This window comes from Oenococcus sicerae (assembly GCF_004102045.2).
Taxonomy (GTDB): domain Bacteria; phylum Bacillota; class Bacilli; order Lactobacillales; family Lactobacillaceae; genus Oenococcus; species Oenococcus sicerae.
The window spans coordinates 635,321-660,153 of the sequence record NZ_CP029684.2; the positions used below are offsets into that span (position 1 = coordinate 635,321).

The window sequence follows — 24,833 nt, forward strand, 5'->3', positions numbered from 1 at the left end:
CGGTCCATTTTTAAAATGTATTATTCAGTTTCAACGTTCGAGAAAACCAATTTTGTTCTCATCTTTGACGAGCTCCTGATCACGAATAATCGTGACAGAAATCGGTGCCGTTTTCGCAATGTAGCTTGCTTGAGACCCTAAATGGCTTGACCAGCCTGTTCTAGAATGCGCGCCAACAACCACTAAATCAATATCAGAATTGGGCAGTACATCTTTAACAACTGTTTCACCCGCATTGTCTCCTTGAGCAAACATTTTATCGATCTGACTGTCTTTAAGACCCGATCGATTTGCTATTTTTTCATAATCAACTAGGGCTTCGTCAATGAGATCATGCAGATGGCCCATTTCGTTAGCACTTAAGCGTGTTGTCACTGACAGCTCATCTTCTTCGAGGACGGATAAAATCGTTAATTTTGCGTGATCCTCCTCAGCTTGATGAATCGCAAAATTCAAAGCTGATTGTCCTTGCGGCGAATCATCAACAGCAGCCAACACATGTTTGAATTGTTTTGCAACAAATTTATTAGTCAAAATCTTCACCTATTTTCCTGAAACATTTTGCATTGAGAAAAATAAACATTAAATAAATCGAAAGGATTCGTGAATCTACATGAATGAATTTTTCCTCTTAGGCTAAATTATCGTTCAAATATCATGAGAAATCAAAAGAGTTTTCCAACGGCATAGTGAATCGCAACTGTAATCAAGCCAATGATCACATTACGAATGACGGCTGACTTAACTTCCGACTTGCCTAAAAGGGCTGAAAGAGAACCAGTCATTGCCACGGCCAGCGTCGTCGCTAAAATCGTCGCGATAAACTTCCATTGCTGCGGGAATAACAGCATAGCCAATAATGGGAATAAACCGCCCAGCGCCGCACTGAACAAGGAACTAAAAGCCGCATCCCAAGGATTGACATACTCACCAATTTTCAGAGTATATTTTGAATAAACAACGGCTTGTATTTCACGTTTTTTAATTAATTCATCAGCAATGGCATAGGCCGTTGCTTCTGAGACACCTTGGGCTAAATAATTACTGGCAATCGTTTTGCGAGAATAGTTTTCATCAGCATTGATCTTATCTTCCTCTGAACTAACGACCGCCCGTTCCGTTTCTCTTTGAGCCGAAACAGAAGCATATTCACCCGCCGCCATTGAAAAAGAGCAGGCCAATAGATCCGCTAAGCCAGCAATTAAAATAATAAAATTATTCGTTGTAGCTGCGGCTGTTGAAAACAAGACACCCACAACCGTTAGGATGCCGTCATTAGAACCCAAAACCCCAGCTCGAAGCGCATTAAGCCGTTGCTCCAGCGATTGTTTTTTTGTCTGCTCGAACATTATCTATTAAACAGCCTCCCGATCAAAAAAGTCGCTGTCATTGTAAAAAGACCGGCAATGACATTTCTGACAATACCATTTCGCGTATCTGCATTACCAATTTTAGCGGCAAAATAGCCCGTTAAAATGAGTGCGATCATAACAGCTGCATAAGTTGAAATTATCTTGAGGTTTTTTGGACTTGCCAAAATGGCTGACATCGGCAATAGTGCACCAAGCGGAAAAGTAACAAAAGAAGCAATTGCAGCATGATAAGGGTTGATCTTGTTTTGAATATTAAAACCGTGTTTAACGCGTACTGCAGTATCAATAGGTCTCGACATCATCATTTCACTAGCGGCTTTTTTAGCTAAAGCCAACGAAATATCGTCACTGATCAATGATGCTTGAACAGCGGCGATCTGCTGCTTCATATTATTTCTATTAGCTTCCGATTCTAATTGAATCGCAGCATTTTCAGCATCGCGTTGACCATGAACCGATACATACTCGCCGGCTGCCATTGAAATCATGCCAGCCAAAGTACCAGCAAAGCCAGCAATAAAAATGGCCCAGTTGCCATTAGTTCGCCCTTCAGTCGCCGCAAAAACACCAAGAACGATCCCTGCAACTGAAATAATGCCGTCATTTGCACCCATCACACTAGCTCGAATAATGTTAATTTTTTCAGATAAATTCATAATCTGCTCTCTAAAGAAAAATGGATTTCACAATCCATTTTTCAAAATATTTTCTTTTAATGCTGCAATTACCGAATGATCAACACGGAAATTGGCGAATATTTAGCCATATATGCAGCCTGTGAACCAAAGTATTTACTAATTCCTTTTTTAGAAAGCGAACCAATAATCAAAAGATCGGCATCTGTGGTCGGAATAACATTCTTGACGATCGTCTCTCCGGCATCACCTTCATCAACGACCATTTCAATATTCTTAACCCCAGCATCAGCGGCGATCTTCTTATATTCTTGTAAATGCTCAACTAAATCAGCACGTTCACCATGAATATAATCTTTTGTCAAAGCTTGATAAACATTAAGCTCATCATTTTCCAAAATAGAAGTAATGATCAGTGTTGCACCATCTTTTGCAGCTCGACGAACCGCGTACTTGAACGCCAGTTGGGCATCCTGGGAATCATCAACACCAACTAAGATTCGATTAAAAACTTTATCTACAGATTCTTCTGGCATTTTGTGCATCCTTTCCCATTTAAATTTTAAAACATATTTGAAATAGCAACTAAGTTAATTGTTCAATTCCAGCTGTTGACTAGCATAGCGTTTGTTGCCCTTCAGGATTTCAATAATCGTCCAAGCAAGCAGAGCCAGAATAGCAAGAATCAAAAGATAAGCAATTCCGTGAGCTAAAGCTAATTCAGATTTGCTGGCATTATCGCCAAAGAAGGCAGCGATGGAATCCGGCATTCCTAACAGATTTAAGAAAGTCAGACCAATAACTGAAAGCCAGCCAAGAATCTTAACCCACATACTGTTTTTAAAACGCTGTCCCATCTCAAGACTACTGTCTGTAAACATTAATAATGGCAGCATTGAAAATGGCAACGCAAAGGCTAAGAAGACTTGTGAATTATTCATTAATGTGTTTAATGCCTGATGTTCTGCAATGGCACTTTTTCCACTAGTCATTGCCACACAAATCAAAACTGGAATCACCGAAATCAAGCGAGTGACCAGACGACGAAGCCACAAGGGCATCTTCATGTGAACAAAGCCCTCCATAATGACCTGACCAGTAAGTGTACCGGTAATTGTGGAATTTTGACCAGAGGCAAGCAAAGCCACAGCGAACAAAGTCGACAAGATACCCGTTTTAGCAACGCTGATCAAAATGCCATTGCTTAAAGTCGATGTATCAGACAAAGCTGCGAATAATCCAAAGAAGGATGGATCTTTAACCGCACCACTTTTAAAGACGGCAACACCCATGATCAATAACAATGCATTAACAAAGAAAGCAGCAGTCAATTGAATATTTGAATCCCATGCACTAAAACGCACTGTCTGCGCAACGTCTTCTTCATCATTATGATCAATTTGCCGCGTCTGCGAAATAGCGGAATGCAGGTACAAGTTATGCGGCATAACGGTCGCACCGATAATACCCAGCGAACCGCTTAATGGTGTAATACCATTAACCGCACCAGAAGTTGAAAAGGCTTTAGCACTAGGAACCAAGCCCATGATCACGCCGCTCCAATTAGGATCAGAAAGTGCAACTTGATAAACGAAAACGAATAAGATAACAAGGATCAAAGCAACAACGATGGCTTCAATTTTTCGGAATCCAATTTTCGTCAGCAGCAAAAGTAGCAGGACATCGAAAACCGTAATAAATACAGCTATGACTAAAGGAATATGGAACAGCAAGTACAGTGCGATCGCTGCACCGATAACCTCAGCGATATCAGTTGCCATAATTGCTAGCTCAGTCATGATCCAAAGCACAAATCCAAGCGATTTACTAGTTCGTGCACGGATCGCTTGTGCTAGATCCATCTGAGAAACAATCCCTAATTTAGCAGCCATGTATTGCAGCAACATCGCGATCAGACTGGAAATTAAGATCGTTGACATCAATAAATACTGGAAGTTTTGGCCGCCCGTAATCGAAGTCGACCAATTTCCTGGATCCATATAGCCAACAGCCACTAAGGCTCCTGGACCTGAATAAGCAAACAAGGTTCGCCAGAATCCTTTTCCTTTAGGAACTTTAACAGTTCCATTGATTTCTTCCAACGATGGACCGTTGGCATAATGGATCAGCCCATGAGTTTTATGAGTTTTGCTTTTAGCATTTTCACCCAAAATAAATACCACCTCTCTAAATTTGAAAAAACTATTTTAGGTAAACTAAAAGTATTAAAAAACAAGTTGTCTTTTAATTCAATGATTAGATTTTCCAAGTAATTCGAGTTATTTTTTGTTTATCATATCTGTCAATCCACTTGGATGTGGATAGCTGATAAATAAGAACTAGCTCAAAATTTACTATACACTAAAAAGCTAAAGAATGGGCATTTCCAGCTATTTTGACCTAAAATAATTTAAATCGTTGATTCTTTATGCTTCTTGTTGCAAGTTTCTAATTGTAAAGTAACGTGATCAATATGAAAATTTTTTCGCAATCCTTCCGTTGCTGAATCAATGATTTTCATATAATCACCAGGCTGATCACACTGTAAATGAGCCGAGATCGCAATCTCAGTTGTTGATAAAGCCCAAATATGCATATCATTTATTTTGTCAATTTCAGGCAGGCTCAACAAATATTTTTCAACTTCTATTTCATCAACACCATCTGGTACGCCATTGGTCACCAAGTCAAATGAGCTGATAAACACATTCCATGATTCGCGCAGTATGAAGACTGCTGCCAAAATCGAAACTAAAGGATCAATCATTTCCCAACCTGTAAAATTGATTGCAACTCCGGCAATAACAACACATAGACTGATCAGTGCATCGCCCACAAAATGCCAATAATTAGCTCTCTCATTCAATTCGCCATGCGCACCAGACTGAAAAATATAGGCGGTAAGACCATTGATCACGACACCGATCAAGGCAACCACAGCTACAATTCCGCCGTTCACATGACTTTCTGGATGCAGCAAACGTAGAATCGACTCCCAAATAATCAACGTTAAACTAGCTACCAAAATTAAAGAGTTAATAAAAGCAGCTAAAATTGTTGTGTTATAAAAACCATAAGTGTGATGTTTTGTCGGTTTTCGTTTTAACAAAATCACCGCCACCAAACTGATCACTAAGCCAAGCACATCCCCTAAATTATGAACCGCGTCCGTAACCAAGGCCAATGAGCTGGCAAAAAGACCGCAAGCAACTTCAAAAATAATAAAAATTAAATTAATCGAAATGCCGAGCCAATACTTTTTTCTATTCCTAGGATCCTGTGCAATATTTTCTTCATCCATAAATTTATATTAACGCAGTTGCAGGGCAGCAAAAAATTGCGTGGCATCAGCAATGATTTGTTTGATCGGAATATGTGTTTGGATCTGTTCCATATTGATTGCAATCTTCACAGCTCTAGATGGCGCATAATCAATTAGACCGGCAAAAGGATAAACTTTAAAACTCGTGCCAACAACCACAACTAGATCAGCTTCTGCAACTGCAGCAATTGCCGCTTCAACGTGCTGGGGCATTTCTTCGTAAAAGGTAATATCCGGCCGTAAAATAGCCTGATCGCCTGCTCGATACATTGATTTCAAATAGTCATGTACGCTAGCAGGTTTATGATCAATATCCGCGTAAACACGATACAAAGAACCATGAAATTCAATTGTGGTCGGATCCAATTGCGTGTGCAGACCATCAACGTTTTGTGTGATCACACGAGCTTTTCCGGCTTTAACAAAGGCAGCCATTTTTTCATGAATGATGTTCGCTTTGGCATTCGGAAAGTACATATTTTCTTTCATAAATTTATATTGCCGTTCCGGTTCACGCTGAAAACAAGTATGACTCAATAAATATTCTGGCCGATCTAGCTCGCTGGTCGAGTATAAGCCGCCCTTGCTGCGATAATCTGGAATTCCGGAAGCTGTTGAAACACCAGCGCCAGTCATAAAAACGATGTGCTGGGCATCGTCAAATAATTTTTGCGTCTCATTTGTTAGAATCAACCCAAAAATCCTCTTAAAAGCGCTTGTTTCTCGATCAAAAGCGTTCTGGTCGGTGCATCAATGACTTTAACAAGATCGAAAGCCAGTCGATCATTTTCTTCTTCTTTGGCGTTTTGGGGACCGATCTCAAACTGTAAAATAGCCTGCATATCGTCAATATCTTTTTTAACTTCGAGCCAAGCTGGGTTTTTGGCACTTAAACTGGCTAAGGCATCTTGACTAATATAACGAGCTAAGTGAGTAAAATCATGTTTCAAATTCGGATAATGCTGAATAAAGATTGCTAATTCTTTTGCATTTAGGCTCATTAACGCACGACCAAAGCCTATAAATTCTGGTGGAACACCAATTGAATAAAGACTGCCTGTAAAGGTGATCGCTCGAGGCATTTTATAACCGTCAACCTGCCTTGAATAACCCAATATGCCAACATGCTGACGGCGATCACGCCGTTTTGGAAAGGCATCAAAAATAGGCTGCAGATCGACAATCAGCTGATCAAGTGTCTCGTGATAGTAATGAGCTGACTTTTCTGCAACATTGATCAAAATAGTTTGTTCAGCAGCAGTCATAGAAACCGGCTGGCTGCTTTGTAGACCGGTGCGCAGCTCCTTGATCGCTGATTTAACTTGATCGGTCGGATAATCGTAACGAAAAGCCGATTGAACCGTAGCCGTTTTCAAACCAGGAAACTCTTCTAGGTAGCGCTTAATCCAGCGTGGTGATAAACCACCACGAAAAATAGTTGATCCTGTTCCCGCAATTGGGAAAACTGGCAAATCAACCTGATCAGAAAATTCAGCTAGGCGCGTTAAGGCCAGTTTATTGCCAATGATCGAATTCATAAAGCCGTTACTCAAGGCTGAATCAGAACCAGCTAAAAAGACTCTGAGATATTCAAGCGGGCGGTTAAAAGTTTTTTCATAAAGTGCAAGATATTTTTTTAAAATCTGAGGTGCATTCAATTGGGTATCAAAGCCTTCAAATAGCGGTATCATATCGAGCCGCGCAGTATTGTTTGATCCGCTTGTAAATTCAGCAGATTTAAAGTTAGCGAGTTTGGCGAACTTATCTTCAATTTCAATTAACTGCTCGGCAGTCTGAGCCATTGGTAAAATAGCTTCAAACAATGGCCGCTGATCAAAAGCTAAATCTTTGGCAAAATCTTCGGCCGAGAGAATTGTGGCCATAGCCTGCATGAGACTATAACCTTTTTCCTCCCAAATATTCGGCAGTCGAAAGGTCAAAAACTTGTCACGGCCAAGTTGATTTTTCTTAAAATAAGCATAATGTTCGGAGTACAAACGATCGATTACCGCAGAATCCGCATGTTTGCCTTCCCAATCCCACATGTACTCATCCGTATCAAGGGTGGAAAAATTACTAAAGGCTTCATCTACTTCCTTGTAGGCGGAAATAAAAGGACTGCGGCTTTGTTTGAAAAAAGGCACACTGGCATTGTCAGGGTGCTGTGTACCCATTATGTTGGGAATCCTTCTTGTAATTTTATTCATGAGCTTCTCCTATTGCACGATGCTGCATTTTCATGTGTCCTTTTTGGATACCCTGTGTCACTAGTGCTTTTAAAGCAGCGAAATTCTGGGCTAAGCCAGTCGCCACAACAGCCTTAGCCAGTTCGTTGGCGGATGATGCATGCAGTAACTTCAAATTCGCTTGTGCCGTCGGCAATTGATCAATCGTGCCACCAACAATTCCCAGTGCCACAGGCAATTTGACACGACCGATTAATTGATCTTGTGAATTGATCGTCCACGATGTCAGGGCTTTGTAGCTGCCATCAATTGCCGCATAGGCGTGGGCACCAGCCTCAAATGCCCGCCAATCATTGCCAGTGGCCATCACCACTGCCGAAGCACCGTTTAAAAAACCTTTATTATCAGTAGCCGCTCGGTGTAAATCGATCATAGAAAAATGTGACAGTTCAGCAATTCTTTCAGCCGTGTGATCATCAATGCCTGACACAAGTGTTTTGAGTTCTGTCATGCTAGTTGTCGGCAGGTTGGAAACAATTGCGGCCACAACATCGACTTTTTGCGAACGCAGTTCTTCAACTAAAGCTTCTGCGATCGTATCAACAATATTAGCACCAGACGCATCTTGCGTATCGATCAATAAATCAAAAGAAAAGTGGCTACCATCCATTTGACGAAAATGGATCTGCTTCAGCCCACCACCGCGTTTAACGATCGAAGGATATGCAGCATCAGCGATTCCTTGCCAGTTATTTTTATTTTCTGCATATAAAGCACTTAAACGATCAAAATCACCGATAACCAAAATCTGTCCAAAACGCAAGTTTGTTTGATAAACAGTTTGAATATTCGGCAAATATTTCGCAGCATTATTAGCAGCCGCGATGACGCTGGCCTCTTCAGTGGCCATAGGAATCACATAATCTCGACCATCGATTCGAAGTTTGCGCAAAATACCGACTGGCGTTGAAAAATCAGTTAAATAGTTTTCAATCAATTTCTCATGATTTAAATCAGCATGTTTTTCAAAAACGCCGGACAAATCCTTGTCTGGCGTAACTTCCATCAATCTGTCTTGGTAATTTTTTTCATAAAATTTCGTCATTTCAAACCAGCAAAATAGTTCACCCCGATCGCTTGACGAACTTCTTTCATTGTCGCTTCGGCAATTTTATTAGCATGATCTGAACCATCTTTCAACATTTGCAAGATGGCTGGGATATCTTGAGCGAATGCCATTCGACGTTCACGAATTGGTTTTAATTCACTTTCCAAAACTTCAATCAAGTACTTCTTTAGCTTCATGTCACCCAATCCGCCATGCGTGTACTGTGCTTTTAAATCAGCTACTTGTTTTGTATCAGGGTCAAAAATATCTAAATAAGTAAACACAACATTGCCTTCGACATGTCCAGGATCATCCACAGCGACATGTTTGGGATCAGTGTACATTTGTTTAACTTTAGCGGCGACAGTATCTGCGTCATCTGACAAATAAATGGCATTTCCTAGAGATTTCGACATCTTAGCATCGCCATCAATACCGGGAATCCGGCCTAGTCCTTTCTCTGGAAAAACACCTTCCGGCTCAACTAAAATGTCAGTGTGATAAGCGTTATTAAAGGAACGAACTAACTCACGCGTCTGTTCGATCATCGGTTCTTGGTCGTCACCGACCGGTACTTTTTTTGCACGAAAAATTGTGATATCAGCTGCCTGGCTGACAGGATAAGTAAAGAATCCGGCTGGAATTGATTCGCCAAAGGATTTTTGTTGAATTTCGGCTTTAACAGTTGGGTTCCTTTGTAAACGAGCCACTGTCACTAGATTCATGTAATAACTGGTTAATTCGAATAAACCCTTAATTTGAGATTGCACAAAAATAGTTGTTTTCTTCGGGTCTAGGCCAACTGCTAAATAATCCAAAGCAACCTCTGTGAGACTATCTCGAATTTTTTTTGGATCACGGGCATTGTCTGTAAAAGCTTGCGTGTCGGCAATCATGACAAAAGGATCATAATCACCAGAATTCTGCATGACAACGCGGTTTTTTAAAGAACCAACATAATGTCCAATATGGAGCTTGCCAGTTGGGCGGTCGCCAGTCAAATATATTTCTTTTGTCATAATTTTAATTATAGAATTTTTGAGCAAAAATAATGGAAAAAGAAGTTTTCTCTCTAATCAAGCTTTCTTCTTCCTTAAAAAACTCGGACGCCTGCCAAAAATCATCCAGGTTGTAAATAAGGTGATACCGATCCCCCAAGCAACCCACCACACAACCGAAGAAAGATCACTTGTAATGGCGAATGCCGAGGATGTATCGTGAAGGCTCAAAATCAATGGGAGCAAAAAGTCCCATGTAGCTAGTAACAGGACAAAGATGAAAAAAGGTTTTTTAAATTTTTGTAGACGGATATACTTGCTATCCGTCTCAATAGAATAATGACGATACCAGTGCAGTGCCAATAATAAAAAGGGAATTGCGATCAACAAAAGAATCGAAAATAGATCAACCGGATTCGTAAAAATCGTTTTAACGAAAAGTTTCAATCCTTCTGTCATTTTAAACTGCCAGTGAAGATGACGATTTAAAAAACTAATGACAGAAAAAAACGTGATAAAGAAAAGGATCGAGGCAAAAAATCCTGTAATAAAAGTATAGAATTTTCCAAAAATACTACCAATGAAGGAGTCAATCAATAAACCGACCGTCACTAAAATAATCATCATTTCTAGGACAGCGATATTATTTAATAAGACTGTTGACATATTCCATCTAATAAATTCATGCGGGATCATTAGTCCTTTAGTGATATAAGCAAAGATGGTCCAAAAAACCGATAACATACTTGGGATGACAAACCAACACAAAGATTTGGCCAAAGCAACATATGCACCGCTTTTGCTTCTTTGTAGCATATAAGCGTTAATACCGTGGGTCTGATCAAGCAAAAAGAAGAAGGCGCCGATAATAATAATCAACAAGATCGGACCCAAACCATAAGGATTATTGAAAACAAATTTTCTGGTTGTGAAACCTTTTTTATTAAATGGCCCGCCATTTTGATTGCTTTTATTCGTTATTGGCAACGTAATCGTTCGGCTATGTGCGTCTGTTATACCAAAATAGCGTGAGAAAACATTACTTGAATCGTTTTTCTTGTTGTTATAATACTGCAAAGTTTGTTTACGGAAGCCTTCAAAAGTCTTGGGCAAGCGCTTGATCATCTTCCGATAAATTTTCCTATAACTGATCGAACTGTCATCTGGCGAACTACCATCTATTTCGACTGATTCTACATAATTATTTGGATTAACTGTGTTGATATAGTAAAAGATTTCGTCCGACTTAGAGAATTTTTCTTCAGTGCTGATATCGCCATAGAATTGATTTTGCCAGCCTTTAACGATCTTAGCTGACTTCTTCGTGTCCACTAAACTTTTGGCATAGTCTTGCATCTCATAATAATGGTGTGCATCAAAATGACTATCAAACGTATTCTCCGCTTGATGCCAAACAGCCATATTTAATACAAGGCTGCTTAATCCAAGAATTGTCACAATAACGAGAACCGTCCAGATCCATAACTTACGCAGCTGATAATAAAGCTTAATTGACTGTCTCATTGTTTTTCTTCCTTCTGGGCTGCCGCCTGATGAAGACGATAATCCTCATCAAAAGTCGCACGGAAAATATCATCGGAATTCACTGCTAGTTCTTCAATGTATTGTGCTTTAGTACGTTTGACCCGATTAGCCAGCTTACTGTCATAGTTCTTAAAAAGAACAACATATAAATGTCCTCTTTTCTCCAAAATATGACCAGAATCAATAACCACCTTCGGCAGTTCTCCCTCGATAACCATCTGCAATTTAGCGACATTAGCCGTTTCTAGTTCTTCACCCGGCATGTAATCATTGGCAATTTTGCCATCTTTTAGCAAAATAATACGATCAGTCAATAGATCCAGCTCCTGCAAATTATGCGAAGCGATCATAATGGACGTTTTGCTGTTGGAAACAGCAGTAATCAGCATTTGTTTAACTTGGTCTCTCACGATCAGATCCAAACCATCCAAAGGCTCATCAAGCAAAACATAACGCGCTTTGCTTGTAATTGCCGAGATAGCCAAAATCAAGCCGCGCTGACCTTTGGACATACTAGAGAGTTTTTTATTTAACGGAAGATTATTGATCTTCACCAGACTTTCGAACCAGTCGATGTCTATCCGAGGGTAACTGATTTTAAAAATACGGGCCAATTGCGTAGCCGTATGTGCATTAGTGAAGTTATCAGGGGCGTCCAGATAAAAAATTTGCGAGCGAAAATCAGCTGAATCTTCTATTCGAACACTACCGTGATCAGCTAAATATTCACCAGCTATCAAGCGGAAAAGTGTCGTTTTTCCAGCTCCGTTCCGGCCTATCAAACCGACGATTTGTCCTTCTTTTAAGGAAAAGCTAATGTTTGAAATAATTTTTTTGCCATCTAAGGATTTAACTAAACTCTCAATTTTTAGCATCTTTCCCTCCTAAAATGCCAGCAATAATTTTTTTGATTTTATCTGTTTCAATACCATTTTTTTGAAGTTTATCGATCGCCTCAGCCAGATTATCAATCAACTGTTTTCGATTTAAGATCTTAATATTTTGCGTATTCCTAGTCACAAAAGTGCCTTTTCCAGGAATCGTTTCAATAACATTTTGTTTTTCCAGTTCCTTATAGGCTTTGGCAACTGTATTTGGATTGATCTTCTCCTCTAAAGCCATCTCACGAACAGATGGAAGTTGATCATGAGCAGATAAAATATCGTTTGCAACCTCATTTTTAATCCGATCAACTAATTTCAGATAGATCGGCTTTTTCCGAGTTATGGCCATTTGATCTCCTTGATCTACAAATTACGTCGGCTAAAAACTGTGCCAGCAATTGCAAAAAAGATAATCGTCCAAATAATTGACGCTGAAATAATGTCAGTTTGACTTAAATGAGACATCAGAGTCCATTCTTTGGCGTTACTAAAAGTTTGATAAGGCGTGTATTGGCTAACATTAAATGGATTCCACTTAATTAAATGAATATGCTTGTAGAGAAAGTTCATTAATAAAGCACTTACAATATTTCCAGCTAACCAAATAATAAAGGCTGAGGCAATTGCAATCGCATTTGATTTCAAAAAGCTAGAAATCATAAGCGCAATGGCCCCAATCAAGAAAATATACAGCAAATAAGTAATAAAATTGTGCCAAAGAAAGGTGAATTCAGAAGCATTACCGTCCGATAAATACATGCCTTTGTTGCCCAGACTGACCGTTTTGCCAAAATTTTTACCAGCAAAGCCAAGCAGCCATGACAGCAGATAACTGACCGTTGCGATCAAATACCAGAACACATAATCAAACACTAATTTAATAATCTTGGAAATAAAAATAGAGATACGTGAATTACCACGCGAAGCGATCACTTTGATCGTATCGAATTGGAATTCCTCAGCAAGGATCGAGCCGAAAGATACAAGCATAAAAATAAAAATAAAGGCGTCAAAGTAACCGTGATGAAACACGTAATCAACTTCTGCATGCTTCGGGTCAGTCAAATAATATGCAATTAGTGCTAAAACTGGTGTGAAAAAAATAATCAAACTGTAAACTAAATAATTCAGCCGATGAAATGATTTAAAGAATTCCTGTCTAACTGCCTGCATTATTCTTTTCCCCCTTTGATCAACTCGATAAATGAATCTTCTAAGCTTTGCCGTTCTTCCGTGATTTCATGAATTTCAATTTTATTCATGACCAATTGCTGCAGTAATTTATTAAGACTATGTTCACTATCGGTGATGATGCGCAAATCACCGGTTGTTGTTGTTTCAAATCCAAGCGCACTTAAAAGACTGGTTGCTTTTTTATCATTGGAAGTCTTCAAGATGACCGTTGAACCCTCAGCGCCATGGGCTTGACTAGCAAAGAAATCAGCTTTTGTGCCGTTAAATAAGATATGTCCATGATTGACAACGACTAAGTCATCGGCTACTAGCTCTAATTCGCTTAGAATATGTGAACTGATCAAAACCGATGCACCTTGATCAGCTAAGTTTCTCAGCACTTGCCGCATCGAATGAACTGATTCTGGATCCAAGCCATTCATCGGCTCATCAAGAATCACCAACTCCGGATTATCCAACATAGCGATCGCAACACCAAGACGCTGCTTCATACCTAACGAATATTTTTTCGCTTTGCGGTTGGCAAAATCCGTCACCATGGTCTGTTCCATGATTTGTCCTAAATCTTCAGCAGACGTATTTTGAGAATATAATTTAAGATTATTAAAACCCGACATATATGGATAAATACCCGGCGTCTCAATTAATGAGCCAACTTTTTTTAAGGGCGCAAGATGATCCTTGGAAACTTTTTGCCCATCTATTTCAATTGACCCCTGATAGCCGGTCAGACCTGCAATGGATTTCATAATTGTGGTTTTTCCAGCACCGTTTGGTCCGATCAAACCAACGATTCGCCCTGGTTCGATATCAAAAGAAACATCAAACAAGACTTGTCGACGACCAAAACTTTTGTTAACTGCTTTAACACTCAACAGTTTCGCATTATTTTCAAGCATTCTTCCTCCCAAGCTTACTATGTGTACCATCTTACATAGTACGGGATCATAAATCAAGACTGCTTGATTATTTGTTAGTGACGTCTCTTAACTGAGCTCGATCATTGAAGTATTGACGATAAGTCAAAAAAGTAGCGATCAAGCAGCCGATACCTGTGGACCCAAACAACATAAAAGTCACCATAATTTGATATTTAATTGCCGAAACCGGCGATACACCAGCAAAAATCAAACCGGACATCATGCCTGGCAAACTGACGATCCCTAAGGTTTTAGCTGTATCTATTTGCGGCTGCATCCCCATTCTTAAAGCATTGCGGTAAATTTCATAACTAGCATCTTTGATCGACGCACCAAGCGCTAGACGCTCGATCACCTGTTCGTGTAAATCATGATATTGCTGATGCATGTTGCGATAAACTAAGCCCAAAGCTGCTAAGGTATTATTGGCCAACATGCCAGAAATCGGTACAACTTGCATCGCCTTAAATTCAATCGCATGGCTCAACAATAAAATTGCCATCGTGATCGATACCGAAAAAATCAGCGCCACGAAGCTGATCACAAAGCCATCTTTCCTTGAAAGATCCGTTGACCGTTTGCCGGCATTAAGCGCTGCATTAAAAATAATCACCAGATACATAGCTGAGGTTAAAAACCATTCTTTAGCATCGAAAATATATTGCAAAACAAAGCCCACCACGATCAACTGTACAATGGCACGCGTGACTGCGATCAAGGTTTCTTTAGTAATGCCAAGCTTTTCTTTATAGGATATAAAAAGTGAAGCAGCTACCAAACTAGCAACAAGAGCCAAAGTTGTTGGTGAAATATCCAGATTATTCATGCAAGACTCCTTTTGTGATCTGGCCATTCGATAGTGTATAAATCTGTTTGGCTTCCTTTAGATCGTCAATTTCATGCGTCACTTCGATCACAGTCAGCCCTTTTTTATTTTCTTTTTCAATCACTTGCCGTACAATTTTCTTGCTGTCGCTATCTAATCCAGTCGTTACTTCATCCAACAAAACAACCTTCGGCATAAAAATAAAATTCCTCGCCAAACCAACTCGCTGCCGTTGACCGCCAGAAATGTCCAAAATTGAGTGGGTCAAGAAATCACTAGATAAGTCAAAATCATTTAAAACAGCCGCTTGACGATCAGAATCAATTTCTTTTTTTCTAATTAAATAAGGAAAATCCAGATTATCTTTGACCGTCTCACCAAATAATTGGGCTGATTGGGCTGCATAACTAACTTGCCGTCTATAATCAATCGGATCAATTGTCTGGATATTTCGTCCCTCAAACTCGACCACACCAGAAGTTGGGCTGATCAAATCCGCGATCAACTTTAAAATTGTTGATTTTCCTGACCCGGAAGGGCCGGCCAGTGTGACCCAAGATCCTGATTCAACCACAAAATCAATATTTTCCAGAATCGCATTATTTTTTGTCTGATAACTGACTTTTTTTAACGTAATCTCTGCCATTCAAATAAGTCTATCAATTGGATAGATAAAGTAAATGATAAAATCACACAAAGAAAATACAGGCCTCTTCTTGAGAATAGTCATACTTTTAGGCATATTGATTGGCTGGCAAGACACGCACAAAAGAGTTTTTAGTTTGATTAATATGTTAACAAAGCTTACATTGCATTCTCATCAGATGTGCAAAATGATAAGCTAACAAATAAGATGTGTAGAAAAATATCAAAATCATTCATTTGCTTCCTTGTATTACTATTGGCTAGTTCAATTTTTTCGCTTGCTGCCAGTGCTAAAAAACCGCATTACAACATCACGACCGATGTCACTTATCCGCCGTTTGAATTTCAAAAGCAAAATGGCAGCTACACAGGAATTGATGTGGAAATCATCAGGGCGATCGCTAAAAAAGAAAACTTTTCAATGACACTAAAACCAATTTCTTTTAATTCTGGTGCACAAATGGTTCTCTCGGGACAAATGGATGGCATTATTGCCGGCATGAGTATCACGCCAGAGCGAAAACAGGTCTATGATTTCGGTACCCCTTACTATAAAACAGGTGTCGTTTGGGCCGTTGCTAAAAAAGCTAAAATTACCAAGCTCTCACAATTACGCGGCAAAACGGTCGCTTTAAAAACTGGAACGGCATCAGCTGATTACGCAAAATCGATCCAAAACAAATATGGTTTTAAAATATCGTATTTCAATGATTCCAACACAATGTACAACGATGTTGCAGTGGGCAACTCAGCTGCTGCTTTTGAAGATCTGCCAGTTATGAAGTATGCGATCAAAAATGGTCTGCAGCTAAAAATTCCTAATCAGAAAGTTGCTAATGCTGGTTGGTATGGTTTTGCTGTTAAAAAAGGTAAAAATCAAGCGCTACTGAAAGCTTTTGATCGCGGATTTGCAGCGCTGAAAAAAGATGGCAGCTACGATAAAATTATCAAAAAGTATCTTGGCGAAAGTCAAAAGAGTGTTAGTGGTTCTTCAGCAAGTACGGCCAAAAGCACTTCGATTTGGTCACTGTTTAAAAATAATTTGCCTAGCTTTATCGATGGTGTTATCGAAACGATCAAATTAACTTTAGTTGGGATTCTTTTGGCATCAATTTGGGGGATTCTTTTGGGAATTTTTGGTGTTGCACGATCAAAAATCGTACGTGGTTTTTCCAATCTGATGATTTACATCTTCCGTGGTCTGCCCTTATTGGTTTTAGCTTTCTTTATCTATATTGGTATGCCACATTTATTGAACATGAAAATACCTGCTTTCATCGCCGGAATCGTGACGCTTACTTTAAATGAAGGTGCCTATACTGCTGCTTTTGTTAAAGGCGGGTTTCTCTCTGTTGATATCGGTCAAATGGAAGCAGCTCGTTCTAATGGCTTGTCCTACTGGCAATCCATGCATCACATTATCATGCCGCAAGGAATTCGGATCATCGTACCTAGTTTGATCAATCAATTCATTATCACGTTAAAAGACACTTCGATCTTGCAAGCAATTGGGTTAGTCGAGTTAACACAGACCGGTAACCTAATCGTGGCACGGACACAGCAAGGCCTCCAAATTTGGGCCATTGTGGCAGTCATTTATTTAATTATGATCACATTATTGACCTGGTTATCTAATTGGGTACAAAACAAATTAAAAGTCGCATAATTGAACGGTCATGAAAAAAATTCTTGTCCTAGCAACGGGCGGCACGATCGCATCAACACCGCAAAAAAATGGTTTAGCACCAGGCATGACAGTCGATCAATTGTCAACTTTTTTTGATCGCGAAGATGATCAGATCGACTTCATTCCTGTTTTAGATAAAGATTCTACAAATATACAGCCCGAAGATTGGTTAAAGATTGCGCAAACAATTTTAAAAAATCCAGATTTCGATGCCTACATCATCACACACGGGACTGACACAATGGCTTATACAGCCTCGGGTTTATCTTATTTATTAAATGACTTTCGTAAACCAGTTATCTTGACCGGTTCGCAAATTCCTTTGTCTTTTCAGCACACAGATGCCAAGCGTAACATCGCTGACGCTTTAGTGGTTGCTCGTGCAGCTGACTTTTCCGGTATTTTTCTCGTGTTTGATGGGCAGGTGATAGCTGGCGCACGGGCTGTTAAAGTTAAATCACATTCCTTCGATGCTTTTGCCAGCATTAATTTTCCGGTCCTCGCCCAGGTCAAAGACGGCCGACTGGAAATGCTGCATACACCAATTTTTTCGCCAGCACCCTTTCATGCCAAACTTCAATTAGATACAAATGTCTTTTTGTTAAAAGCCTTTCCGGGACTTTCAACTGATTTTTTTGATTTTGTCTTAAAAAAACATGCTGGGTTGATCGTTGAAAGCTTTGGTAATGGCGGTCTTCCCAATATCGGCCGTGATTTGGTTTCCGGCGTAAAAAAAATGGCCGACGCCGGACTAGCAGTCGTGGTGACGACCCAAATTATGAATGAAGGACAAGACATCGATCTCTACGAAGTGGGTCAGCGTGTTGCGGCAGCTGGTGGTATCTCAGCTGGGGACATGAATACTGAAGCTATTGTGGCAAAATTGATGTGGACCTTAGGCCAGACGCATGATCTCAAACAAATCAAGAAAATTATTCAAACACCGATCGCCCACGATTTAGATCACATTTAAGCTGCTTCGCACCAATGCAGATGGCTTTAATTATCTTCAACTGTCAGCAGAACAGACCCTAATCCTTGATCAAAGGTTGCTTTCCAATCACCAGTCGTCAAAGTTTCCGGTAACAAGAAAGTACCACTGGATACGCGTTGACCAGCTTTTAAACTTGTCCCTTGCGAGTTTAATTTTTCAGCCAACCAATGCAGGGAATTCAATGGGTTACCCAGCACTTCTCCTGATGAGCCATCTTTTAACTTTGTATTGTTATGAAATAGCTGGCAACTGACATGTGCCAGATCATCAACTTGATCAAATAATTTATCAGTATCTGTTTCCTGACCAAAGACCACAAAACCACCAACCGCCGCATCTGACATGACCATATATTTAGAAAGCTTTGGAAACCAATTTTCAAAACGGCAATCAGGCACTTCGACAGCCGCTGCGACTTGTGTTTTGTGCATCAAATCTGTCAATGAATCTTCACCGGACAGTTCTTCTTTTGCTGTAAACAACATTTCCACTTCAGCCAAGGCTCCATGAGCTGTGATCGTTTTAAAACAGCTGGTGACTGGACAAAGTGGCTGAGGACCTGCGCACCATACAAGGGCGAATTCGAGTCAAACATATCTTGTGTCTGCTTGCTAGTCAACGACACTTTATAGCCACCAACGGCTTCCGCTTTCAACTCAGTCAAGCGCTTTTGTACGCGATAAGCTGATGCTTCATTTTGGACCTGACCGCTATAATCACTTTCTTTTAATGCTTCGTGATTCTTATAAGCCTTAAATAATTTTTCTGCCAATTGGCTTTCAGTTTTAGTTAATTCTTCTGTAACAGATGTTTCATTCATTTTCTTTTCTCTTTTCTTTTCTTTTCTTTTCTTTTCTTTTCTTTTCTTATGTTTTGATGATGTTAAATAATCCTTTTTAAGGCCCAGTAGACCTTGGATAACATGCTGCCTTTTGTCATGAGTTTCTCCTTCTAACTTTTTTATGATAAAAAAACAGCTACCCTGATTTAAAAAGTAATCAGAGTAGCTGTTTTTATTTATTGAGTTCTATTTCCTGATATTGTTCTACGACAAAATGGACTTAGAAAAATAAAATGCTGACTGGCTGGTTAACTTTTTTACTAAGATGCGAATAATAATCAGAATAATAATTGAAGCAGCCATGAGCATTTTTCCTTTCTTAACTAAGTGTTGTTGTATACAATAGCTGGATAAATCGTTTTTGTCAACCGAAAAATTAATTTATATACATATTTTCGAAAAAATGCTATTAATTGAAAAATCACAGAATAGATAAGTACAACTTATGATATTGTGTTTTACTTGCGAGGACGGCCAGTGATCAAAGATTCCATCAATTTATCGAGACAACTATTTTCAGCACCATTAATAGGCCATTCTTGATTGATTTCTATTTATCTTATTCAAAACAAGTTAAATCTTGAATATCACACAGATATTGCAAATACTGCCTATGATTGTTTTTTTGGAAAACGATTTGTGCTCAATTGCAGAGATTATCGTCACAACATGCGAAATGATTTTCTTTGATATATTCTGTTCTCTTTAAAATTAGAGGGAGAGTAGACGTAGCAACATTTAAATCAGCAAATAAAAAACGGTAGCTAATAACTGCCGTTTCAATTTAAAGTTACAGACAGTTGTTAATGTCGTTTATTACAAGTTGAATTTGCTGGTCCCAGAAATGCCAAGTATGACCTTCATTAGCAATCGACAAACTAGTTGTTTTAAAGTCTTCTTGAACAAGCAGGTTATGAAAAAGTTGATTTTGTTGAGAAAAAGCGTCATTTTGACCACATGTTTGCCATATATAAGGTTTTTGATTTGAATGAGGCCAATTTTTGACTAATGAAAATAGATTGTTCGTGGAATTCGATAATTCGTCTTGGCTAACAAATAAACTACGATACCAACTATCCCGTTCTGGATGCTGACACCATTGATCAACGATATTTGTCACGGCCGATAATGCATAACATCGGCTAAATTTTTCAGAACGACTCAAAGCTACCTTCAAAGCACCATAACCGCCCATAGACAAGCCAGCAATAAAACAATGTTCACGGTCTTGCTTCAAAGGAAACCACTGCGAACACTTTATCATTAATTCACGAGATACATAGTCGAAATATTTTTCTCCGGAAGAAAGATTTGTATAATAACTCAGATCAACACGCGGCATGATCACAGCCAATTGCTTATTGGACAGATAACGTAATAACGACGTATTTTCCATCCACGAATTTTCATCGTCACCCATACCATGAAACAGGATCAAGGTGGATAAACTAGAATCAACATGATCAGGTAAGAGGACTTTGATTGAAGTTTTCATTTTTAAAGAATCGCTAAAAAAAGATATCGCTAAATCAGCCAATAAATAATTCTCCTTTCTTGGAAAACATAAAAAATTTATTCTTTATCTGCAATTGAAGATTTTTTAATCAATCTGGTCTTGATAACTTTATTTTCAGTTTTTTTGTCCCTAATCATTGAGACAATGGTTTCGGCAGCACTTTCTCCCCATTGTTTCTTGGAGTAGTCAATGGTCGATAATTGAGGATTCAAGAATTGCCCAATTTGGTCATTATCAAAACCGATAATTGGGATATCACGACCTGGCTGAACACCAAATTTATTCAGTCCTTCATAAAGACCAATCGCCATTTCATCATTCAAAGAAAAAATACCAATTTTTTTTAAATCCTGTTTGGCAATATATTTTGCAGTATCAATACCGCCACTAATCGTAAAATCACTGGTCAAAATCGTGACCGGCTGCTTCGTAAATTTCTGAATTTCAGATAAAGAAGCTTCTAAGCGTTGTTGAGAATCATACGAGTCAGTCGGACCAGTAACAATTACGTAGTTCTCAACACCAGCGAGGTGGAGCGCATCAATCGCTTGTTTGGCACCTTGCGTATTATCGACAACGACATGGCTAATCGAAGGAAGGGACAAACCGCCCCACATCAGAACAATTTTATAACCCTGTTGAGCATAATTTGCAATATCTTCGTCCGGAAAGTTTGGATCTATTATAATAGCACCATCAACCAAACGCTGCGGAATAAAAAGGCGAGCCTGATTGCCCCCTGAGCAAACGATTGTTTCATAACCAAATTTTTTAAGCGTACTTGAGATACCGCCAATAACATGACTATAAAAATAGCCACTAAAGTCATGTACGTAAACACCGATAATATCGGTCTTTTTTCTTTTTAAAGTTTTACCGGCTAGATTCGGTGTGTAATTGAGCTCACGCGCAATATTAGTGATTCTGTCTCTGGTTTTTTCTGATACTTTATCGCTACCGTTGAGCGCGTATGAAACAGTCGAAATCGAAACGTTTGCCTTTTTAGCAATATCTTTAATGCCAGTCATTAGGCCCTCTTAACCTTATTTTTCAGATTGAACACTAAATCCTTGCAAAATGTATTTCTGAAAAATGAGAAATATGATAATGATTGGGATCACCATAAATGAAGACCCGGCCATTTGAATGCCATAGTCGGATGTATGCTGTCCTTGCAATAATTGTAATCCAACTGACAAGGTATAATATTTTTGATTATTGGCAATAATTAATGGCCAAAGAAATGAATTCCATCCACCAATAAAAGTTAGAATGCCTTGAACGGCGATAACCGGTCGAGACATTGGTACAATAATATGCCAGAAAATATACCATTCACCAGCGCCTTCCATACGAGCTGCTTCAATCACAGAATTCGGAATGCTTGACATAAATTGGCGGAATAAAAAGATCGAGAAGGCACCAACGAGACCTGGCAATAAAATGCCAAGAAGCGTATTTGTTAACTTTAATTCATTAAGAATTAAGTACACTGGGATCATCGTGACTTGACCAGGAATCATCATCGTCGCCATTACTGCCAAAAATAAAACTTTTTTACCAAAGAAATGAAATTTCGCAAAACCATATCCCGCAATTGCGTTCAATAGTAATCCAAAAAACGAGGACGCGGTGATAATTAATGTATTTTTTAAATAAACGCCAAAGTTGCCACTAACAAACAAGCTCATATAATTTTGGAAAGTCCAATGTTTTGGCAACAAGCTCTGGGTCATTTGCGATATTTCCGCATTCGTTTTAAACGACGATAGAAACATCCAAAGAAAAGGCATCATCGTGATTAAACCCCATATGAGCAAAATCACACTGATAATGGTCTTGTTTCTTTTATCCACAAACGAACGAGTTCCAAGCATGATCAAGATTCTCCTTGCTGTTTCTTTTGAATTCTAAATTGAATAGAAGTGGCAACGATAATGGCAATAAACATAACAAATGAAGCAGCCGCTGCATAACCAAAATTCGAATTCTGAAAACCATTTTGGTAAACAAATAAAGCAACAGAACTAGTACTATTTAGCGGCCCACCTTGTGTCATAACGAATGGCTCATCAAAGAATTGAAACCAGCCTATTAAGGTCGTAACCAGGACAAAGAAGATAGAGAAATTTAAAGAAGGTAGTGTAATATGCTTTGTTTGTTCCCACCTATTAGCACCATCTAACTCAGCAGCTTCATATAGAGATTTTGGAATTCCTTGTAGAGCCGCCAAAAAAATCAGCATGTTCAAACCAATCGCTTTCCACAAAGCTAGAATAATCAGCGAAATTTTAGCTGTCGCCGGATCATTTAACCACTGAAGTCCAGGAATACCAAGGTGACTAAGAAGTTCGTTAATAAGTCCGTTATTCGGGTTATACATATAAGTCCAGACAACCGCTACAGCGACTGTATTGGTAATTGATGGCGTATAAAAAATCAATCTCATTAACTTGAAAAATCTGTTCTGGCCGTAGTTGATCATTAAAGCTGCGCCGAGCGAAAGAATAACTACTAGCGGAACACCAATTACAACATAATAAACAGTATTTGAAACAGATTGAATAAACGTTGAATCACTGAATAAATTGATAAAATTCGTTAAACCAATAAACTTAACTGACGTCCAATCTCCTAGGCCAGTAATATTCAAATTCGTAAAACTAATAAACAGTGCTATCAGGATAGGAATGAGTGAGAAAAATAAAAGTAAGATAATGGCTGGTCCAACGAAAGTATATGGGATCAGTTTGGACTTTATTGATTTATGCATCTAAAATGCCTCCTTCAAATATAGGAATATTCATCAAAAGTTAATTCAATGAATATTCCTAGAAAAATCATGATTATTTGCTAATGAGTTTATTCGTTTGCGTTGTGAAACTATTCATTGTTTTTTGCACATTCGAATCTTTAAGAGCGATTGTCTGCCAAGCCTGTAGATAATTTTGACCAATTTCATCCCATTGTTTAATCAAAGGCATTGGTTCTGAACTATTTAATTGCTTACGAAATACTTGAATTTTCGAATCACTTAACGATTTATCAGTCCAAGCAGATTTTAAAGTAGGCATCGAACTACTGTTCTTGTAATAAGTTAACTGACTTTTCTTGGTTGACAAATACTTCATTAATTTAACTGCTGCGGCCTTTTTTTTCGTGTAGTTAAATACAGCAATATCGCCACCTCCAGTATTGGAAGTGTTGCCTTTCTTCCCCGAAGGAAGTTGCGCCACACCCCATTGACTATCTTTTAATCCACTATCTGTTTCCACTGAACTCATCATCCAAGGGCCGGAAATAAACATTGGTACCTTACCGTCTCCACCAAATGACTGGCCAATGGTTAATTTCAGATCTTGTTTTGGTGCAGCACCATTTTTAACAAATTTGTGCAAGTAATTAATTGCACCGACCATAGATTTTTTATTAAACTGAGCCTTTCCATTTTTAATTAGCGTCGCGCCATTTTGACGAGCAAACATGAATCCAAAAGTTGGTTCAGAAGCATCCACGTTAAAGCCATACATGCCAGTACCGCGTTTCGATAATTTTAACGAAGCCTGATAAAGTTGGGACCATGTTTTTGGTGCTTGATTATAACCAACTTTTTTCAACAAATCCTTTCTATAATACAAGACTCTCGTCTCAACGTACCAAGGTACTGCGTAGTACTTGCCGCTATATTTGGTCGTATTAACAGACCCTTCAAAGAAATTGCTAGGACTGATGCTTTTATCTTGATTGACATATTTAGAAATATTCATGACCGTCTTCGAGCTAACCATATTTGGCATTTCCGTAGTTCCAACGACAAGAACATCCGGACCCGATTTTGATGCAGCCGCAGTCAGTAACTTGTCATTATACTGACTCCAAGGAATGCTTTGAATAGTGACCTTGATGCCCGTTTTTTTTGTAAACGCTTTAATAATCGGCTTAATGTCTTTGTCGCCATCTCCGCCGTACCAGAAATTAATCGTTTGTGATTTAGCAGATGCCTGTTCGCTATTAACCGGTAGAACAAATAAACTAGACCCAGCAACAACTGAGACGCCTAAAACTGCTATTGATTTTTTTAAACCCATTCCTAACCTCCAAATAAACAATAATAATTTTTCGAAACGTTTCTAATGACTATATTACACTAATTGTAAAC

General features: G+C 38.9%; 24 protein-coding genes and 1 pseudogene. 2 read left to right on the top strand and 23 right to left on the bottom strand.

Features of this window, described 5'->3' with window-relative positions:
- Window positions 1-30 precede the first annotated feature (30 nt).
- The 17 genes from DLJ48_RS03185 to DLJ48_RS03265 form a co-directional block, all read right to left on the bottom strand.
- On the bottom strand, window positions 31-534 hold the full coding sequence (locus DLJ48_RS03185) for a universal stress protein (protein ID WP_128685851.1): 504 nt from the start codon (window positions 532-534) through the stop codon (window positions 31-33).
- A gap of 131 nt (window positions 535-665) precedes the next feature.
- The gene (locus DLJ48_RS03190) at window positions 666-1,349 is read right to left on the bottom strand and encodes a VIT1/CCC1 transporter family protein (protein ID WP_128685853.1); all 684 of its coding nucleotides are present in this window, start codon (window positions 1,347-1,349) and stop codon (window positions 666-668) included.
- The gene (locus DLJ48_RS03195) at window positions 1,349-2,029 is read right to left on the bottom strand and encodes a VIT1/CCC1 transporter family protein (protein ID WP_128685855.1); all 681 of its coding nucleotides are present in this window, start codon (window positions 2,027-2,029) and stop codon (window positions 1,349-1,351) included. Before DLJ48_RS03195 ends, DLJ48_RS03190 begins: the two co-directional genes overlap by 1 nt.
- Window positions 2,030-2,097: 68 nt before the next feature.
- Window positions 2,098-2,544 (bottom strand): universal stress protein, encoded by a 447-nt coding sequence (locus DLJ48_RS03200; RefSeq protein ID WP_128685857.1) that lies wholly within the window; start codon window positions 2,542-2,544, stop codon window positions 2,098-2,100.
- A gap of 54 nt (window positions 2,545-2,598) precedes the next feature.
- The gene (locus DLJ48_RS03205) at window positions 2,599-4,179 is read right to left on the bottom strand and encodes an Nramp family divalent metal transporter (RefSeq protein ID WP_128687073.1); all 1,581 of its coding nucleotides are present in this window, start codon (window positions 4,177-4,179) and stop codon (window positions 2,599-2,601) included.
- Between the two features lie 239 nt (window positions 4,180-4,418).
- A complete protein-coding gene (locus tag DLJ48_RS03210; RefSeq protein WP_128685859.1) occupies window positions 4,419-5,309 on the bottom strand; it encodes a cation diffusion facilitator family transporter in 891 nt (296 codons plus the stop codon).
- 9 nt (window positions 5,310-5,318) lie between these two features.
- Window positions 5,319-6,020 carry an NAD-dependent protein deacylase gene (locus DLJ48_RS03215; protein ID WP_128687074.1) on the bottom strand — a complete coding sequence of 234 codons (702 nt, stop codon included), beginning with the start codon at window positions 6,018-6,020 and terminating at the stop codon, window positions 5,319-5,321.
- Window positions 6,020-7,537 carry a phosphoenolpyruvate carboxylase gene (ppcA, locus tag DLJ48_RS03220; protein WP_128685861.1) on the bottom strand — a complete coding sequence of 506 codons (1,518 nt, stop codon included), beginning with the start codon at window positions 7,535-7,537 and terminating at the stop codon, window positions 6,020-6,022. Before ppcA ends, DLJ48_RS03215 begins: the two co-directional genes overlap by 1 nt.
- Entirely contained in the window at window positions 7,530-8,621 is a 1,092-nt protein-coding gene (locus DLJ48_RS03225; RefSeq protein ID WP_128685863.1) for a hydroxymethylglutaryl-CoA reductase, degradative, read from the bottom strand. The genes ppcA and DLJ48_RS03225 overlap by 8 nt, the downstream gene beginning before the upstream one ends.
- Window positions 8,618-9,643: a tryptophan--tRNA ligase gene (gene trpS / locus DLJ48_RS03230; RefSeq protein ID WP_128685865.1), complete on the bottom strand. Its 1,026-nt coding sequence runs from the start codon at window positions 9,641-9,643 to the stop codon at window positions 8,618-8,620. The genes DLJ48_RS03225 and trpS overlap by 4 nt, the downstream gene beginning before the upstream one ends.
- A 57-nt stretch (window positions 9,644-9,700) precedes the next feature.
- Window positions 9,701-11,146: a hypothetical protein gene (locus DLJ48_RS03235; RefSeq protein WP_243148660.1), complete on the bottom strand. Its 1,446-nt coding sequence runs from the start codon at window positions 11,144-11,146 to the stop codon at window positions 9,701-9,703.
- The gene (locus DLJ48_RS03240; RefSeq protein ID WP_128685867.1) at window positions 11,143-12,042 is read right to left on the bottom strand and encodes an ATP-binding cassette domain-containing protein; all 900 of its coding nucleotides are present in this window, start codon (window positions 12,040-12,042) and stop codon (window positions 11,143-11,145) included. Before DLJ48_RS03240 ends, DLJ48_RS03235 begins: the two co-directional genes overlap by 4 nt.
- Window positions 12,029-12,400, bottom strand: a complete 372-nt coding sequence (locus DLJ48_RS03245; RefSeq protein WP_128685869.1) for a GntR family transcriptional regulator — start codon at window positions 12,398-12,400, stop codon at window positions 12,029-12,031. The genes DLJ48_RS03240 and DLJ48_RS03245 overlap by 14 nt, the downstream gene beginning before the upstream one ends.
- A 14-nt stretch (window positions 12,401-12,414) precedes the next feature.
- Window positions 12,415-13,224, bottom strand: a complete 810-nt coding sequence (locus DLJ48_RS03250; protein WP_128685871.1) for an ABC transporter permease subunit — start codon at window positions 13,222-13,224, stop codon at window positions 12,415-12,417.
- Window positions 13,224-14,144: an ABC transporter ATP-binding protein gene (locus DLJ48_RS03255; RefSeq protein ID WP_128685873.1), complete on the bottom strand. Its 921-nt coding sequence runs from the start codon at window positions 14,142-14,144 to the stop codon at window positions 13,224-13,226. Before DLJ48_RS03255 ends, DLJ48_RS03250 begins: the two co-directional genes overlap by 1 nt.
- Window positions 14,145-14,211: 67 nt before the next feature.
- Window positions 14,212-14,991, bottom strand: coding sequence for an ABC transporter permease (locus DLJ48_RS03260; RefSeq protein WP_128685875.1), 780 nt, complete (start codon window positions 14,989-14,991; stop codon window positions 14,212-14,214).
- Complete coding sequence (locus DLJ48_RS03265) at window positions 14,984-15,637, bottom strand: ABC transporter ATP-binding protein (protein WP_128685877.1); 654 nt, start codon at window positions 15,635-15,637, stop codon at window positions 14,984-14,986. Before DLJ48_RS03265 ends, DLJ48_RS03260 begins: the two co-directional genes overlap by 8 nt.
- A gap of 207 nt (window positions 15,638-15,844) precedes the next feature.
- On the opposite strand from DLJ48_RS03265, the gene DLJ48_RS03270 reads away from it, so the two are divergent.
- Complete coding sequence (locus DLJ48_RS03270) at window positions 15,845-17,302, top strand: ABC transporter substrate-binding protein/permease (RefSeq protein WP_419776163.1); 1,458 nt, start codon at window positions 15,845-15,847, stop codon at window positions 17,300-17,302.
- A 10-nt stretch (window positions 17,303-17,312) separates the two neighbouring features.
- A complete protein-coding gene (locus DLJ48_RS03275; protein ID WP_128685881.1) occupies window positions 17,313-18,296 on the top strand; it encodes an asparaginase in 984 nt (327 codons plus the stop codon).
- Between the two features lie 26 nt (window positions 18,297-18,322).
- Here DLJ48_RS03275 and DLJ48_RS03280 read toward each other — a convergent pair.
- From DLJ48_RS03280 to DLJ48_RS03305, 6 genes and pseudogenes are all read right to left on the bottom strand, one after another.
- A pseudogene (locus tag DLJ48_RS03280) lies at window positions 18,323-19,137 on the bottom strand (2-keto-4-pentenoate hydratase).
- An 811-nt stretch (window positions 19,138-19,948) separates the two neighbouring features.
- Window positions 19,949-20,695, bottom strand: coding sequence for an alpha/beta hydrolase (locus tag DLJ48_RS03285; RefSeq protein ID WP_128685883.1), 747 nt, complete (start codon window positions 20,693-20,695; stop codon window positions 19,949-19,951).
- 35 nt (window positions 20,696-20,730) lie between these two features.
- The gene (locus DLJ48_RS03290) at window positions 20,731-21,702 is read right to left on the bottom strand and encodes a LacI family DNA-binding transcriptional regulator (protein ID WP_128685885.1); all 972 of its coding nucleotides are present in this window, start codon (window positions 21,700-21,702) and stop codon (window positions 20,731-20,733) included.
- 15 nt (window positions 21,703-21,717) lie between these two features.
- Window positions 21,718-22,551, bottom strand: coding sequence for a carbohydrate ABC transporter permease (locus DLJ48_RS03295; RefSeq protein WP_243148662.1), 834 nt, complete (start codon window positions 22,549-22,551; stop codon window positions 21,718-21,720).
- Window positions 22,552-22,553: 2 nt separating this feature from the next.
- Window positions 22,554-23,447, bottom strand: a complete 894-nt coding sequence (locus DLJ48_RS03300; RefSeq protein ID WP_128685886.1) for a carbohydrate ABC transporter permease — start codon at window positions 23,445-23,447, stop codon at window positions 22,554-22,556.
- Window positions 23,448-23,520: 73 nt separating this feature from the next.
- Complete coding sequence (locus tag DLJ48_RS03305) at window positions 23,521-24,762, bottom strand: extracellular solute-binding protein (protein ID WP_128685888.1); 1,242 nt, start codon at window positions 24,760-24,762, stop codon at window positions 23,521-23,523.
- Window positions 24,763-24,833 lie beyond the last annotated feature (71 nt).